The sequence below is a fragment of the Variovorax saccharolyticus genome (assembly GCF_030316765.1).
GTDB classification, from domain to species: Bacteria; Pseudomonadota; Gammaproteobacteria; order Burkholderiales; family Burkholderiaceae_C; genus Variovorax; species Variovorax saccharolyticus.
Genome location: NZ_JASZYT010000005.1, coordinates 370,076 through 384,405, shown reverse-complemented (window position 1 = coordinate 384,405; position 14,330 = coordinate 370,076). Strand labels below are relative to the sequence as shown.

15 protein-coding genes are annotated in these 14,330 nt (G+C 67.6%); 7 read left to right on the top strand and 8 right to left on the bottom strand.

Features of this window, described 5'->3' with window-relative positions; translation table 11 throughout:
• Positions 1-61: 61 nt before the first annotated feature.
• The 5 genes from QTI45_RS17985 to QTI45_RS17965 are packed head-to-tail and all read right to left on the bottom strand — an operon-like array spanning position 62 to position 5,804.
• Positions 62-439: a DUF1801 domain-containing protein gene (locus tag QTI45_RS17985; RefSeq protein ID WP_286655406.1), complete on the bottom strand. Its 378-nt coding sequence runs from the start codon at positions 437-439 to the stop codon at positions 62-64.
• A complete protein-coding gene (locus QTI45_RS17980) occupies positions 439-1,044 on the bottom strand; it encodes a GNAT family N-acetyltransferase (protein WP_286655405.1) in 606 nt (201 codons plus the stop codon). The genes QTI45_RS17985 and QTI45_RS17980 overlap by 1 nt, the downstream gene beginning before the upstream one ends.
• 32 nt (positions 1,045-1,076) lie before the next feature.
• Entirely contained in the window at positions 1,077-3,374 is a 2,298-nt protein-coding gene (locus tag QTI45_RS17975) for a LamG domain-containing protein (protein ID WP_286655404.1), read from the bottom strand.
• Positions 3,375-3,391: 17 nt separating this feature from the next.
• On the bottom strand, positions 3,392-4,369 hold the full coding sequence (locus tag QTI45_RS17970) for a tripartite tricarboxylate transporter substrate-binding protein (protein ID WP_286655403.1): 978 nt from the start codon (positions 4,367-4,369) through the stop codon (positions 3,392-3,394).
• A gap of 34 nt (positions 4,370-4,403) precedes the next feature.
• Entirely contained in the window at positions 4,404-5,804 is a 1,401-nt protein-coding gene (locus QTI45_RS17965; protein ID WP_286655402.1) for an aminotransferase family protein, read from the bottom strand.
• A gap of 71 nt (positions 5,805-5,875) precedes the next feature.
• Between QTI45_RS17965 and QTI45_RS17960 the strand changes: the two genes are divergently transcribed.
• Entirely contained in the window at positions 5,876-6,793 is a 918-nt protein-coding gene (locus tag QTI45_RS17960) for a LysR family transcriptional regulator (protein ID WP_286655401.1), read from the top strand.
• 12 nt (positions 6,794-6,805) lie between these two features.
• Here QTI45_RS17960 and QTI45_RS17955 read toward each other — a convergent pair whose 3' ends face one another.
• Together QTI45_RS17955 and QTI45_RS17950 are read right to left on the bottom strand one after the other, a co-directional pair.
• Positions 6,806-7,225, bottom strand: coding sequence for a hypothetical protein (locus QTI45_RS17955; protein WP_286370539.1), 420 nt, complete (start codon positions 7,223-7,225; stop codon positions 6,806-6,808).
• Between the two features lie 177 nt (positions 7,226-7,402).
• Positions 7,403-7,822 (bottom strand): DUF4189 domain-containing protein, encoded by a 420-nt coding sequence (locus QTI45_RS17950; RefSeq protein WP_286655400.1) that lies wholly within the window; start codon positions 7,820-7,822, stop codon positions 7,403-7,405.
• Between the two features lie 194 nt (positions 7,823-8,016).
• Between QTI45_RS17950 and QTI45_RS17945 the strand changes: the two genes are divergently transcribed.
• Both QTI45_RS17945 and QTI45_RS17940 read left to right on the top strand, forming a co-directional pair.
• Positions 8,017-8,520, top strand: coding sequence for a ferritin-like domain-containing protein (locus tag QTI45_RS17945; protein ID WP_286655399.1), 504 nt, complete (start codon positions 8,017-8,019; stop codon positions 8,518-8,520).
• A gap of 75 nt (positions 8,521-8,595) precedes the next feature.
• Positions 8,596-9,546, top strand: coding sequence for a hypothetical protein (locus tag QTI45_RS17940; RefSeq protein WP_286655398.1), 951 nt, complete (start codon positions 8,596-8,598; stop codon positions 9,544-9,546).
• A gap of 87 nt (positions 9,547-9,633) precedes the next feature.
• Here the strand turns inward: QTI45_RS17940 and QTI45_RS17935 are convergent, their stop codons facing one another.
• Entirely contained in the window at positions 9,634-9,762 is a 129-nt protein-coding gene (locus QTI45_RS17935; RefSeq protein ID WP_286370535.1) for a hypothetical protein, read from the bottom strand.
• A 435-nt stretch (positions 9,763-10,197) separates the two neighbouring features.
• On the opposite strand from QTI45_RS17935, the gene QTI45_RS17930 reads away from it, so the two are divergent.
• From QTI45_RS17930 to QTI45_RS17915, 4 genes are all read left to right on the top strand, one after another.
• Positions 10,198-11,769: a phospholipase D family protein gene (locus QTI45_RS17930; RefSeq protein ID WP_286655397.1), complete on the top strand. Its 1,572-nt coding sequence runs from the start codon at positions 10,198-10,200 to the stop codon at positions 11,767-11,769.
• Positions 11,770-12,003: 234 nt separating this feature from the next.
• Positions 12,004-12,411, top strand: coding sequence for a hypothetical protein (locus QTI45_RS17925; protein WP_286655396.1), 408 nt, complete (start codon positions 12,004-12,006; stop codon positions 12,409-12,411).
• Positions 12,412-12,616: 205 nt separating this feature from the next.
• Positions 12,617-13,198 (top strand): TetR/AcrR family transcriptional regulator, encoded by a 582-nt coding sequence (locus QTI45_RS17920; protein ID WP_286655395.1) that lies wholly within the window; start codon positions 12,617-12,619, stop codon positions 13,196-13,198.
• Positions 13,199-13,270: 72 nt separating this feature from the next.
• Positions 13,271-14,011 (top strand): SDR family NAD(P)-dependent oxidoreductase, encoded by a 741-nt coding sequence (locus QTI45_RS17915; RefSeq protein WP_286655394.1) that lies wholly within the window; start codon positions 13,271-13,273, stop codon positions 14,009-14,011.
• Positions 14,012-14,330 lie beyond the last annotated feature (319 nt).

Below are 14,330 nucleotides of genomic sequence, written 5' to 3'. Positions count from 1 at the left end.
TGATCCGATTCCATGCGCGTATCCCTTTCATGAGTCTTCGAAGCGAAGGCCGGCCATGATCTCAGAGCGTAGGATCTCCCAGCGTCCGATTCAAGGCGACGGCTTCGAGCGTCAAGGCCCGCGCGGTGGCGGCATCGATCGCCATGCCTTCGCGCAATTCAAGTGTCGCCATCTCGTACTTGCCGCCGGGCTTGAGCGCGGGTGCGATCCCGCGCAGCCGCTGGCCACGCCAGAAGCCGAACAGCACCCGACTCTCCTCGGCCCGGATCAGCAGCACCGGGCCGTTCGAAAAATAGACCAGGTGGCGCCATTTGACGACCTCTTCCAGCACCGCCGCGCCGAGCACCGCCGAGCGCAGACCCTCGACGCATTCGCGCCGCCAGCCGTGCAGGGCGGCGACGTAGGCGTCCGGGCTCGCGGCCGGCACGGACTTCTGCATCAGGGCACGCGCCCCATCCTGGCCAGCAGCCTGGCCTTCACGTCGGCCCACTCGCTGTCGATGATGCTGAAGCGCACCGAATTGCGCTTGCGGCCATCGGGCATGATCCGCTCGTGCCGCACGATGCCCTCCTGCGTGGCGCCGATGCGCAGGATCGCCGCGCGCGACTTTTCATTCAGTTCGTCGGTCGTGAACTGCACGCGCACGCACGCCATGGCCTCGAATGCATGGCGCAGCAGCAGGTACTTGGCCTCGGTGTTGATGCCGGTGCGCTGTGCCGAGGCGCTCAACCAGGTGTGGCCGATCTCCAGCTTGCGGTTGTTGCGGTCGATCTTCCAGAAGCGGGTGCTGCCGACCACCTGGCCGCCGTCGCGGCGCACGATCACGAAGGGCATCACGCTGCCGGCGCGCCGGCCGGCCAGTGCCTTGTCGATGTAGGCATCGACCGTTTCCGGACCCGGAACGACCGTGACCTTCAGCTTCCAGAGTTCGCCATCGGCGGCGGCGCGCAACAGCTCGGGCGCGTGCTGCGCCCGAAGGGGGTGGAGCTCGATCGTGGCGCCGGCCAGGGTGTCCGCGTGCTGTCGGTTCGTGTCGGAGGGCATGAACGATGCAACGAAAAAGCGTCCATCGTAAATCAGCGCGTGCCGGGGCACGGGACACCGAAGTGATGCAGCACGTTGTGCAGCAGTCGCCCGAACAGCGGGTCGCTGCCCACCACCCAGGCCGCACCGACGGCGCCGGCATGGAACACGCGCCCGCCCTGCGGCCGTTCCCAGTAGATCATCTCGGCCGACAGGCCTCCCAGCGACTCGGTGAGGTTCGAGAAGTAGTCGAGGTACGCATCCATCCGGCCCGGCCGGTCGCGGATGCCTTGGGCGATCACGGTCATCCCGCCAGGGGGCTCCGGCAACGAGGCGCCCTCGGGCACCCGCTGCGTCATGCGCGCCAGCGTGGCGGCGCTCAGGTCCCACTCGTGGCCGATCGCCCGCGGCAAGCCCCCGCCGGGCGCATGGCCGAAGGTCTCGCCCTTCGCCAGCCCCAGCGGCTGCGGCCCGTGGAAGAGGAAATGATCGGGCGCATGCACGTGGTAGACGCCGAAGTCGCCGGCATCGGCGAAGCCCCATCCCGCCGTCTCCAGGCCGATCAGCTCCGCCGCCGGCCGCCCCGATGACTTGAGCCGGCCGCCGCGGGCCCAGTCCTGGCTGTGGTACTGCTCCCCGAAAGGCCCGGCCGGCGGGCCGACCGGGGGCACGCTCTCGTCATGGTCCGGACCATTCACCTTGCGTTGCTCCATCACGGTGAAGTCCTCGTCATAGCTCACCCGCAGGTACATCGTGTTGCCCGACAGCACGATCGCGCTGCCGCCCCGGCGCAGGTAGTCGTCGAGCCCGTCGACCGCCGGCAGCGACCAATACTCGCTGTGGCCGTTGACGACCACCGTCTTGTAGCGCGACAGCATGCCCGGGTCGCGGTGCAGGTCGATGTCGCTGGCGATGTCCCAGTCGTAGCCCTGCTGCTCGAGCCACACGTGCAGGTGCCGCTCCAGGCGCGTCCACTGGCTGAAGCCGCTGTCCGCCGGATCGTAGAGCGCGTTCGGACTGGCGTTCGGCCAGGGCATGCGCAGGCCGACCTGGTAGCAGGGCTGGCCGGCGCGGTGGAAGGTGTAGCTGTTGTAGGCAGGCGCCTCGGGGTGGCAGTTCTCGAGGCCGGTCGAGCGCCGCGGCCAGACCGGGTCGTCGACCACGTTCTTCGCGAACGGCGTCGCGGCATAGGCGATCCAGCTGTTCACCGCGCACAGCACCAGGACCGGTGCCGGGGCCGCATGCGCTGCCCGCTTCACGATGAAGCTGATGTCGTAGTCGGCCTCGCGGCCATCGAGCTCGAAGCGCAGCCGGGCGACATGGACGCCGGGCCGGGCATCGTCCGGCACGCGCCAGCTCTGCGTGCTTTCCCAGCGGCAGTCGTAGAGGTCGTCGCCCGCGAAGCGCAGGCCATGGCCGCGCGTGGGATCGCTCAGGGGGTCGTAGCTGCCGCCCTCGTGCTCGGGCACCTTCGAGGGCTCGAAGGCCGGCCCGACGATCATCCAGGTCGCATGGTTGACGATGCGCCCGGTGCGCTGGTGGCCGCTGCAATCGGCGACCCGATCGCCGCGCTCCTCGCGCAGCGGCCAGCAGGCCAGCACCGAGCGCCCGCTCGCCGCCTGCAGTCCGCGCCGGGCCATCCGCTCGCGCAGCTCCGGCGCCGACAGCGCGCGATCGTGGATCGCGGGCATGGCCAGGTCCGCTTCCAGGAACACGCTGGCCACCCCCTCGACCCCGCTGGCGCCGAGCCGCAGCGGCGCGTCGCCGGCGCACACCGGCCCGGTCTCCGGCCAGCAGCCGACCTCGACGGCGTCGATCCAGAGCCGCGCCGTCCGGCCGTCCCAGGTAGCCGCAACGTGCTGCCAGCGCCGCGCCGCGAGACGGCCGTGCGCCTGCTGCGCATCGGCCCGGAAGACGCCGCCGTCGCCGAGGTACAGGCCGAGCGCCCCGCCGGCTTCGATGAAGAGCCCGAAGCCGCAGCGGGAGGGGTGATCGAACTGGCTGACCAGCGTCTGCCGCATCTCCACGCTCCAGGGCTTGACCCAGCATTCGATGCTCAGGCCGGCCAGAGGCGCGGCGGCGGCCAGCCCTTTCGGGATGTGCACATAGGAGCCTGGATGGATCGGCTGCACCCTGGCCGGGGCCGGTTCGAAGCGGTGCAGCAGCGTGTCGTCGCTGCGCCGCTCCACGTCATGCCCGAGGCGGCAGACGCTCATCCGGTACGGACGGTCGCTGCTCACATGAAGGGTCAGCGTCTCGCCGGCGTGCAGGCTCTTGCGGTCCGCATAGCCGTGCACCCCGGGCAGATGGAGGGGCCGATGGGGGGGGATCGGCGTGGTCTGCGTCGACATGGGATGCAGCGAAGAGCCTATTCGGACGTGAAGCCCGAGGCCTTGATCACCGGACCCCAGCGCTGCAGGTCGTCGGCGATCAGCCTGGCGAGTTCCTCGGAGCTGCTCGGGCTCGCCTCGCTGCTGAGCTTCTGCAGGCGCTCCTGCACCTCCTTGTTCGCCAGCACCTTGTTGAGCGCCGCGTGCAGCTGCTCGACCGTGGCCGCGGGCGTGGCAGCCGGAACGAACAAGCCGGTCCACTCGAGGTTGTCGAAATGCGGCTGGCCCAGTTCCTTGAGCGTCGGCACGTCGGGCAGCAACTGGGCCCGCTTGGCGCCGTTGACCGCCAGCACCTTGAGCTTGCCGCTCTGCTGGTAGGCCACCAGGTCGGCGATCGGCGTGATGCCCGCGGCGATCTGGTTGCCCAGCAGGTCCTGCACCAGCGGCGCGGCGCCGCGGTACGGGGCCGCGACCAGCGGCACCTTGGCCTCGGCACCGAGCCGGTAGCCCATGAACTGCGCCACGCTGCCCGGTGCCGGTACGCCGTAGCTGGCCTTGGCGCTGTCCTTGCGCGCCAGGTCCAGCCACTGCTGCACGCTGCTTGCGGGCAGCTCGGCCGGAACCGCGATGCCTTCGTAGAAGCTGGCGATGCGGCCCACCGCCTTGAAGTCCTTCAGTGGGTCGTAGCGCACCGACTTCGAAGTCAGCGGCAGCATGACCATCATGTGCATGTTGGCCAGCAGCACCGTGAGGCCGTCCGGTGCCGCCGCGCGCACGTAGTCGGCCGCGATCTGGCCGCCGGCGCCCGTGCGGTTGTCCACCACCACCGCCACGCCGAGCTCGGCGGCGAGCTTGTCCGCCAGCGTGCGCGCCTGGACGTCGGCCGAGCCGCCGGCGGGGTAGCCCACGATCAGCTTCAGCGGCCCCTTCTGGGTCGGGACCTGGGCCGGCGCGGCCGCGGCGACACAGAGCGAGGCGCCGGCGAGCGCGATCTTGAGAAGTGCGGGGAGTTTCATCGGTGGCCTTTGCGCAGGAAGTGGGGTAAGGGTTTCAGGTGGTCGGCTTGATGCGTGCGATCTCCTGCGCAAGATCGCGCAGGGAGGCTTCGAGCAATTCGGCCAGCAGGTCGACCTCGGCCTCGGTGATCGTGAGCGGCGGCGTGATCAGCTGCATGTCGCCGTAGGCGCCGAGGTTGGCACGCCGGTTGTAGAGCGCGATGCCGCGCTGCAGGCCATGCTGCGTCAGCCGCGCGGGCGCGTTGAAGGCCGCCGGCAGCTGCCGCTTGGTTTCCTTGTCGGCGACGATCTCGATCGCGGTCAGCAAGCCCTTGCCGCGCACATCGCCGACGATCGGCGAACGCCCGGCGATCGCCTGCAGCCGCGCCATGAGCTGCTCGCCGCGGAGGCGCGACTGGGCCGCCAGGTCCTGCCGCACCACTTCGTCCAGCACGGCATTGGCCACCGCGCAGGACAGCGGATTGGTGAAGTAGGTGTGGCCGTGCACGAAGCCGCCGGCATCGGCGATCGCGTCGACGATGCGGTTGGGCACCAGCATCGCGCCCAGCGGCGTGTAGCCGGCCGCCAGGCCCTTGGCCAGCGTGACGATGTCCGGCCGCGCGTCGGCGAAGTGATGCGCCGCCAGGAAGGCCCCGGTGCGTCCGGCGCCGCTCATGATTTCGTCGTAGATCAGCAGCACGCCGTGGCGGTCGCAGATCTCCCGCACCCGCCGGTAGTAGGCCGCGGGCGAGACCACCGCGCCGCTCGACAGGCCGCCCACCGGCTCGAGGATGAAGGCCAGCACGCTGTCCGGACCTTCGCGCACGATGCAGTCTTCCAGCGCATCGGCGCAGGCCAGCGCGTGGCTTTCGGCCGTGTGCCCCTCGGGCAGGCGGTAGCTCTGGGGTGCCGGCACCTTCGGCATCTCACGCACCATCGGCCCGTAGATGCCGAGCGTGTGGGCGTCGCCGGTGACCGCCAGCGCGCCCAGCGTGGCGCCGTGGTAGCTCGGCTCGCGCGAGATCACCTTGGCCCGCTGCGGCTGCCCGCTGACCACCGCGTACTGGCGCGCCAGCTTCAGCGCCGACTCGTTGGCCTCGGATCCGCCGGAGACGAAGAAGGCGCGATCGAAACCCTCGCCCGCCATTGCGCAGACCCGGTCGGCCAGCGCGATGCTGTGCTCGCTCTCGAAGAAGCGCGGGTAGGCGAAGGTCACGCGGCCGGCCTGTTCGGCCATCGCCGCCAGCACGTGCGGATTGCCGTGGCCGATGTTGGCGACCACCGCGCCGGCCGTGGCGTCGAGATAGCGCCGGCCTTCCGAATCCCACAGGAAGACGCCCTCGCCGCGTGCGATGCGCGGCGGGCGCGGCGTGCCTCGCGGCGCGTAGAAGCCCAGGACGGAGCCGCCCTTGGGCGTATCGCCGATGCGGCGTTCGGTGGGGTTCGGTGTGCTCATGGAGCGACGATACGGAGCAAGTCGAACTTCGAGTAGACGCATGGATCGATGAAGTGTTATACGTGACACGCATGAAGCACACCCACGACCGGCTCGACCTGCTCGACACCTTTCAGAAGATCGGCGAGAGCGGATCGCTGAGCAAGGCGGCGCGCCTGCTCGGTACCTCGCAGCCGACGGTCAGCCGCCGGCTGCTCGAACTCGAACGCATGCTGGGCTGCAAGCTGGCGCTGCGAACGACGGCCAGCTTCTCGCTCACCGACGAAGGCCGCTCGCTGCTGGCCGAGGCCCGTGACCTCGGCGACCGCTGGTCGAGCCTGTCGCATCGCTTGTCGGGCGGCCAGAGCCGGCCCGAAGGCACCCTGCGCGTGATCGGGCCGTCGGGCTACGGCACCGGGTTCCTCACCGACGCCGTGACCGACCTGCGCGCAGCCCACCCCGCGCTGCGGGTCGAACTGACCCTGACCGACCGGGTCATCGACCTCGTGGCCTCGGGCGCCGAATGCTGGATCTGCGTCGGCGAAGTGCGCGACCCCGACCTCGTGAGCCGCAAGCTCGGTGCCATGGAGCGCATCCTGCTCGCCACCCCCGGACTGCTCGAACAGCTCGGGCCGGTCACGATCTCCAGACTGCCCTCGCTGCCCTGCGTCGGCCTGGTGCCCTACGTGCAAGGGAGCGTGCGGCTGCTCGACCGCTCAGGGCGCCCGCGCATGGTCGCCCTCGACACGCCGATCAAGACCGACAGCCTGCTGTCGAGCTACCGGGCCATCCTCAACGGGGCCGGCATCGGCGCCGCTGCACCCTGGATGTGCCAGGACGACCTGAAAGCGGGCCGGGTGCGGCGCGTGCTGCCGAACTGGTGGCTGGAACCGATCGGCATCCATGTCGCGCTGCCGCCCGGCATCTACCGCCCGGCCAGGGTGACGGCCTTCATCGAGGCCCTCAAGCGCCGGATGCACTCGCTGCCCGGCTTCCGGCCGGCGAGCTGAGCACGCCCGCACCTATCCGACGCGGGTGATCGTCACCTTCACCGCGCCGTGGTTGTTGAGGTAGGCGAACCAGGCGTCGTTCGCGAACAGTTGCAGCTCGGGCTCGGCGTCGGCACTCTGGCCGGTGTAGGTCCAGGCGGCATGCATGCCGATCGGAAACAGGTTCTCGTCCGAGCACCCGACCGCGCCGATCAGCTGGAACCATCGGCCCTGCTTGCAGCGCAGCGCCCAATGCGCCAGCGATTGAATGAGGCTGGGCTCGATCCGGCCGTCGGCGCTGGACGCCAGGTACCAGTCGACCCATCGGCTGTCGTCCGCGGCGATCTCGTAGGTCTCGCCGGGCGCCAGCAGCACGCCAGTCGGGTTGTAGTAGCTGGCACTGGCGATGGGTATCGGTCCGGATGTATCCCCGACTGCGAGATGTCTGGCCATGACTGCCCTCCTTTCACTGCACTGCGCCCGGAAGCACCGCCTGCAGATGCGCGCTTCCCGCAGTGCATTTGTACTCCGACTTGCGCCCTTTCGTCATCGCCGCCGCGGCTCCGGCGCCCCGGGAATTCCCCAGCTTTCGTGCAACTCGCCACAGGCGGGGCGAGGCGGCGCGCCGGCTCAGCGCGAGCAGGCGCTGACGACGATCTTGCAGGGCTCGGTCGGCAGGTGGCTCTCGCACTGGGCGATCGCCGCCTGGCCCGCCGCCTGGGTCGTGGCGGCGCTGGCCGCGCCCCACTCGCCGAAGTTGCCGGTCGCCAGCGCGGCGCAGGAGCGATCGAAATGGATGCGCACTTCGCAGGGCCCGGAGCGGCCCGCGGCCCGGTCGCATTGCGCGCGGGCCGCACGCTCGGCCGCGTCGACGGACTTGTGGTTGAACGCATAGCCGTACCAGCCGCGCCGCGATGCGATCGCGCCCCAGCTGGCGCCCTGGTCGGGATCGTTCGGCGTCGAGGGGGCGGCGATGCCCGCCGCCTGGAAGCCCAGCAGCAGCAGCATGAGCAGCGCGGCCACGCGCGCGGCATGTGATCGGAATTGCATCTGCCGATCATCGCCCAACGCGACCGGCAGCGCCCCGCTGCGGCCCTGCCCGTCAAGCCCTACACGCAGCGGGCCCCGCGGCTGACGGCTTGCGCCCCCGATTGCCGCGATGGTGGGCCATGCCTCGGGGGTTCCTGCCCCCGAGTTCCCAACCCGGCCTTCCGTGCAAGGAAGGCGCTTGAAAGGATTTCCCCATGGCACTCGACAAAGACATGCTCGACCCCCGCGACACCCGCGGCGAACCGCTGGCCAACGACGAGGTCGTCGACGTCCTGAACGACCTGCTGGAGAACACACGCGACGGCGGCTACGGCTTTCTCGCCTGCGCCGAAGAAGTCGAATCGCCGGCCGCCAAGCAATTGTTCGCCAGCCGGGCCGAAGGCTGCCGGCAAGCCGAGGCGGAACTGCTCCAGCTGATCGGGGCCTACGGCGGCGAACCGGCGGAAGGCGGAACGGCGGCCGGCGCGCTGCATCGGGGCTGGGTCCACGTGAAGGGCTCGCTCGGCGCTAACAGCGAACTGTCGATCCTCGAGTCCTGCGAACGCGGCGAAGACACCGCGATCGCGCGCTACCGCAAGGCCCTGAAGCAGAACCTGCCGGCCGAGGTGCGCAGCGTGGTCGAGCGGCAGGCCGCGGGCGCACAGCGCAACCACGACCAGATCCGCGACCTGCGCAACGCCGCACGCGCGAAGGGCTGACACCCCGGTCCCGCGCGTGACTTTGGCTGCGGGGACGGCGCCCTAGAATCGCCGTCCTTCAGCCAGGGGCACCCGATGACCGAACCTTTTTCCGAAGCGCCCGCCCTGTGCGGGCGTTTGCGCCAGCCGAGGCAGATGCTGGCCGACCAGCGCTACGACGGACACAAGTCGATCCATGACGACGCCATGGCCGAGGGCCTGGGACTGCGCGCCGGCCCGATCGAAGGGCCGACGCATTTCAGCCAGTTCGATCCCCTGCTCCATCAGGTCTTCGGCAAGGCCTGGTTCGAGACCGGCTGCATCAGCGCCCATTACCAGAACATGGTGGTCGAAGGCGAGGAGGTCCGGGCCTTCGTCGAGCCCGTTGCGGGCGAGGCGCGCTTCGTGCGCCTGCGGGCCGAGAAGCGCGACGGCACGCCGGTGCTAACGGGCAGCGCCTCGATCGGCGATGCGATGGGCCTGCCGCACGAACTGCAGCAGCGCATCGCCAAGCTGCGCCCGCCGACCGGCCTGGTGATCAACCGGGACCTGCGGGTAGGCCAGCGCGGCGCGGTGGTCGAGAAGATCCGCATGGGCTTCGACACCCACATGGGCGACCACTACCCGTTCACCCTGGCCGACAAGCTCGCGGTCATCACCGAACCCAGCCCGTGGTACACGCGGGAGTCGGGACATGAATCGCCGTGGGGCCGGCCGATCATCCCGACCGAGATGATCAGCGTGCTGCTCGGCTCCACCTCCGCGCAGTCGGGACTGAGCGGGCGCAAGCCTGCGGTCGGGCTGTTCGCGGGCCAGGAGATCCGCCTGCTGCAGGGGCCGTTGTTCGTCGATCAGGACTACGAGCTGGAGCGCGAGATCATCGCCCTCAGCGAAAGCGCCCGCACCGAATCGGTGTGGATTCGCACCCGCGTGTACGACGCAGGCTCGCGTGCCCTGGTGGCGGAGATGATCCTCAATGGCGCGGTCATGAAGGCGTCGTATCCGGACTATGAGAGCGAGGCGCGGGCGCTCTACGGCTCCGCCTGATGCTGCCGGGTGAGGGCCGCGACCGCAGCGAGGGCTACGTCTTCGCTTCGTCGGTCGGGGCGCGGGACGACTGAGCGTCCCGCCTTTTCATGGGCGACCGCGTTTTCGCCCGCCCTCGGATTCGCGGACGTTGATGCATTGGCAACCGACCGGGTTGCGCACTTCGTGCGCGACGCCGCCCGCAAGAAAGAGAAGCACGAACCAGAGCTTCTTCAACTCAGCCTCCGGTCGATGGCGACGCCGGCGCTGGCTCGGCCAGCAACGCCTGGATCTTCTTCTCGGTCGTGTCGAGGACGGAGAACGAGGCGGCGCTGGCGCGGGAGATCTTCATGGCGATTCCTTGATGGAAGGTGGGGCTTGGAGAGGGATCGAGCGGATTATTCGACGCCCCCTTCGCCTTCGCCCGACATCGCGTATGCCTCTGTGTCGGTCTGGCAAGCGCACACACTGCGTTTCACGACGAGGTCTGTGCCGCCGTGACCTGCCGGATTTTCGTGTGGCAGTGTATCGAGCCGGATTGCGTACACATCGCCATGCAACACGGCCTGCGCGAGACACATGCCGAATACATGGGCCACGTCCAATCGAACGGCGCACCGACACGGACCTCGTCCGGGCCGCGCGGATGAAAGCAACCCGGCAAGCAAAATCATGAATCCTTCCTTTCTCTTCCGCTTCCTGCTCGCATGCACTTGCCTGGCGACGCTTGGCGCTTGCGGTTCACTGCCGGAACAGCGCGCAAGAGCAGCGGAACAAGCCGAAGCGGCAGACGGCACGACCTTGCTGGCCCGGATCGCGCACGCCTCCACGCCGCCCGGCGCGCACTCAGGCTTCCGCCTGATGCCTCTGGGGGTGTATTCCCTGGACGCACGCATCCAGCTGGCGCAGCGGGCACAACGCTCACTCGTTCTTCAGTACTACCAGTTGGAGAACGACGAGGTGGGTCGCCTCCTGCTGCGAACGGTGCGGGAAGCCGCCTTGCGGGGCGTGCAGGTCCGGATTCTGGTGGACGATCTCTACACTGCGAACAGCCAGCACCTGTTGCTGGCGCTGTCGAGGACGCCCAACGTCTCGGTACGTGTATTCAATCCCTTCTGCTGCGGGCGCGACGGTTTCCTGACGCGCTTCGCTGCGTCGCCGCTCGACGTGGCCCGGTTGAACCACCGCATGCACAACAAGCTGTTCATCGCAGACGGTGTCATGGCGATCGTCGGTGGTCGCAACATTGCTAACGAGTACTTCGTCTTGAGCGAAGCACAGAATTTCATCGATATGGATGCGTTGATTGTTGGCAAGGTGGTGCCCCAACTCGAGACGATCTTCTACGCGTACTGGAATAGTGTCCAGGTGTGGCCTATCTCGGAGATCGTCGGCGCCGAAGGCGGCCATCGGCCGGTCGATGTAGATTTCGATGACAGGATTGCGATGACAAAGCCACTGCCGAAGCTCATGCTCCCAGCGTCGGACATCCTGGGCTACGGGCCGATCACGGAAGAATTGGAAGACGGTCGGCTGGGCCTCCTCTGGGGTCATGCGGTCGCCATCGCGGATCCGCCGACCAAGCCCGCCACCATGACCGCGCAAGAGGCTATCGCCACCAGTGTGACCATGACGGTCTGGGAAATGATGCGCGATGCGAAGCACCAGGTCGACCTCTCCTCTCCCTATCTCGTGCCTGGAGATCGTGGGGTCATGGCCATCCAGGCCATGACGGATCGAAACGTCAAGGTCACGCTGCTGACAAACTCGCTGGCCGCCAATGACGAGCCCTTGGTGCACACGGGCTATGCGCGATACCGCGAGAGATTGCTCAGAAGCGGTGCGGATCTGTATGAGTTGAGTCCCAAACGGACCACTGCCGGCATGCGTTTCGACGACTTCGGCAAGTCGCTCGGCCGGTTGCACGCAAAAACACTGGCCATTGATCGCACACGGGTCTACTTGGGCTCCATGAACCTCGATCCCCGATCTGCAACCCAGAACACCGAGATGGGCGTGGTGGTCGAAAGCCCGGAGCTTGCGCGTGAGCTGCTTCGCATCTTCAATGTAAGCAGGATTCAGAACTCTTACAGGGTGCTGTTTGCGGACGACGGCGTTTCGCTGAGATGGTCGACCCGCGAAGGCCAGAAGGAAGAGATCTACTCATCCGAGCCGGAAGCAAGCCTGATGCAGAAGCTCTACTACTTGCTGATGTCGCCGTTCATGCCCGAATCGCTGTTGTAGCGATAGCCGATCGACGATCGGTCCTCGAGCCTGCCCATCTGCGCGGAACCTGACGCGAGCGGGGGGCGCCGAACTCGTTTCACCAGCTCATACGAACGTATCTCCCAAACCAAGGTTCAATAGCTGAAGCCGGATGTTCCTGATTTCATTGCTTGTGTGCGGAATCGCGCACGAGTAGGTCCCCATCCCGGGTATCGATCCGATCCCCGACTTTCACATACTGAGGAATTTGAAATGAGATTGCTTCTCTCCACGTGTGCCCTCGCAGGTGCACAGATCATCGCCTTCACCGCCCACGCTCAGACGCAGCCCATCGACAACGCGGTCACCCGCGCGGAGCGCAGAGTCGAGGGTGTGGAAGCTGCGCGCACTTTCATGCCCGGCGAGGGCGACCCGATCCCAGAGCCGAAGGCGAGAGTATCGAAGGCCGAACGCGCGGCGGCCCGCCAGGCGCGGAAACCGCAGGCAGTCGAAGCCGCGCGTACCTTCACCCCCGGCGAGGGAGACCCGATTCCGACGCCGACCACCAAGCTGTCCCGCGCAGAGCGCTCTGCCGGGCGAAAGGCGAGTCGCTCCGAATTGGCGAAGGCCAACAGGGCGGGACAACTGCCCTCGTACAGCGACAACTACGGCGGCAATTGATCAGCGCAAGGGGCGGAACGTGGCTCGAATGTCTTCGATGACAGCCTTCGGATCGTCCAAAGCGGTGGCGTGCCCACCGCAATCGTGCGCCTTGAGATAGATCGGGTTGTACCAGCCCGACTCCTTCTCTATCGAGGCCGGGCCGGACCCCTGTCCACCGCGTCCATTCTTGACAGATCAGTCAATAACACGTAGATTCCTGACCATGGTGAGACCTCGCGAATTCGATCGGGACGCGGCCCTGGAACGGGCCACGCAGTTGTTCTGGGCGAAGGGCTTTGCAGCCACTTCGACGGACAGCCTGGTGAAGGAGATGGGCATCGGACGGCAGAGCCTCTACAACGCATTCGGCGACAAGCGGCAGCTGTATCTGCAAGTGCTCCAGTCGTATCGGGAGAGGTCGCTCAGCGGCCACCTGCGACGGCTGACGACGCCAGCGTCGCCGTTGTCGGGGATTTCGGATCTGCTGAGCGGCCTGGCCGCCACGGATGACGATGTGCGGGCGCTCGGTTGCCTTGGCGTCGGTTCAGTCGGCGAGTTCGGAACCTCCGACCCTGAACTCCAGCGCCTCAACGAGAGCGCCAGCGTGTGGATGTGCAGTCGAATTGCGACCCGCATTCGAGAAGGCCAGAAGATCGGCGAGATCGCTCCGGGCTTCGATGCAGATGAGGCCGCTCGCTTCGTGCTGCTGACCATGACGGGGCTCCAGCTCGCGGCGAGGTCAGGCGCCAGCATCGCGGACATCCAGCAGCTCGCGGCGTTCGCGGTGGCGCGGTTGAAGGCATAGCCGATGGGGCCTGCAGACATGCAGGCATTTTTTTGATCTGTTATTGACTGATTAGTCAAGAAAGGAATTCTCATGCGCAACTCGGACCATCGTCCCGCCAAAGTCGCACTTGTTTTCGGCGGCTCTCGGGGCATCGGCGCGGCAGCGGTCGAGCGGCTTGCAGCGGACGGCTACGGCGTTGCCTTCACCTACGTATCTCGCGCCGACAAAGCCAATCTGCTTGTTGCCGCCGTGGAGGCCGCCGGCGGTCAGGCGCTCGCCATACAGGCGGACAGCGCCCATCCCGAGGCGATTCGCCAAGCCGTGAGCCAGGCCGTGGATCGTTTCGGAACCCTCAGTGTGCTGGTGGTGAATGCCGGGCTGCTGCGCATGGGGGCGATCGACGAGGTCAGCCTGCAGGATCTCGACCTGATGCTGAATGTGAATGTGCGCGCGGTCTATCTCGCGATCCAGGCGGCAAGCCCGCACCTCCAGGACGGCGCTCGCGTGATCACCATCGGCAGCAACGTCGCGGTGCGCACCGGCATGCCTGGCGCCAGCGTCTATCAACTGACGAAGACAGCCGTCGCCGGTCTGGTCAAGGGAGTCGCCCTGGACCTGGCGCCGCGCGGGATCACGGTGAACAACATTCAACCGGGCCCCACGAACACCGACATGAATGCGGGTGCCATCGACATGCTCGCCGAACGCAGCCCACTCAAACGCGTGGCGCAGCCCCAGGAGATCGCGGGTTTGATCTCGTATCTGGCGCGCGACGAAGCCCGCTACGTGACGGGCTCCAGCATCACCATCGATGGCGGGCTCACGCTCTGAGCCGGTCCGTCGAGGCGTTCGCGGCCGCCAACAACTGCGCGTCTAACAACAGCTAACACACGCCAACGCTCCCCACTGCCGGCACGCCGACATCTGGGCTCCAATGGGCGCGGAGCGAAAGAGACGCCTTCGAGATCCGAGGATCCGGCAAAGAATCATTCGGATCTCGACAAGGCGCATCCACACCCGAACGCCCGTCGGAGGCCTGTTTTCCATGCAACAAGAAGCAATCACGCGGCGACGCGAGGCGGGCATTCGCGACGCGAACCCGGAATTCGTCCCGCGCAACGGCTCCAGGGTGCCGGTTAATCCCGACCCG

Excerpts from the sequence above, each read along its gene's own strand:
- QTI45_RS17965 (WP_286655402.1), bottom strand. The coding sequence starts at position 5,804 with ATGAGCACACCGAACCCCACCGAACGCCGCATCGGCGATACGCCCAAG.
- QTI45_RS17925 (WP_286655396.1), top strand. The coding sequence starts at position 12,004 with ATGAGATTGCTTCTCTCCACGTGTGCCCTCGCAGGTGCACAGATCATC.
- QTI45_RS17940 (WP_286655398.1), top strand. The coding sequence starts at position 8,596 with ATGACCGAACCTTTTTCCGAAGCGCCCGCCCTGTGCGGGCGTTTGCGC.
- QTI45_RS17970 (WP_286655403.1), bottom strand. The coding sequence starts at position 4,369 with ATGAAACTCCCCGCACTTCTCAAGATCGCGCTCGCCGGCGCCTCGCTC.
- QTI45_RS17975 (WP_286655404.1), bottom strand. The coding sequence starts at position 3,374 with ATGTCGACGCAGACCACGCCGATCCCCCCCCATCGGCCCCTCCATCTG.
- QTI45_RS17930 (WP_286655397.1), top strand. The coding sequence starts at position 10,198 with ATGAATCCTTCCTTTCTCTTCCGCTTCCTGCTCGCATGCACTTGCCTG.
- QTI45_RS17950 (WP_286655400.1), bottom strand. The coding sequence starts at position 7,822 with ATGCAATTCCGATCACATGCCGCGCGCGTGGCCGCGCTGCTCATGCTG.
- QTI45_RS17915 (WP_286655394.1), top strand. The coding sequence starts at position 13,271 with ATGCGCAACTCGGACCATCGTCCCGCCAAAGTCGCACTTGTTTTCGGC.
- QTI45_RS17985 (WP_286655406.1), bottom strand. The coding sequence starts at position 439 with ATGCAGAAGTCCGTGCCGGCCGCGAGCCCGGACGCCTACGTCGCCGCC.
- QTI45_RS17980 (WP_286655405.1), bottom strand. The coding sequence starts at position 1,044 with ATGCCCTCCGACACGAACCGACAGCACGCGGACACCCTGGCCGGCGCC.
- QTI45_RS17960 (WP_286655401.1), top strand. The coding sequence starts at position 5,876 with ATGAAGCACACCCACGACCGGCTCGACCTGCTCGACACCTTTCAGAAG.
- QTI45_RS17945 (WP_286655399.1), top strand. The coding sequence starts at position 8,017 with ATGGCACTCGACAAAGACATGCTCGACCCCCGCGACACCCGCGGCGAA.
- QTI45_RS17955 (WP_286370539.1), bottom strand. The coding sequence starts at position 7,225 with ATGGCCAGACATCTCGCAGTCGGGGATACATCCGGACCGATACCCATC.
- QTI45_RS17920 (WP_286655395.1), top strand. The coding sequence starts at position 12,617 with ATGGTGAGACCTCGCGAATTCGATCGGGACGCGGCCCTGGAACGGGCC.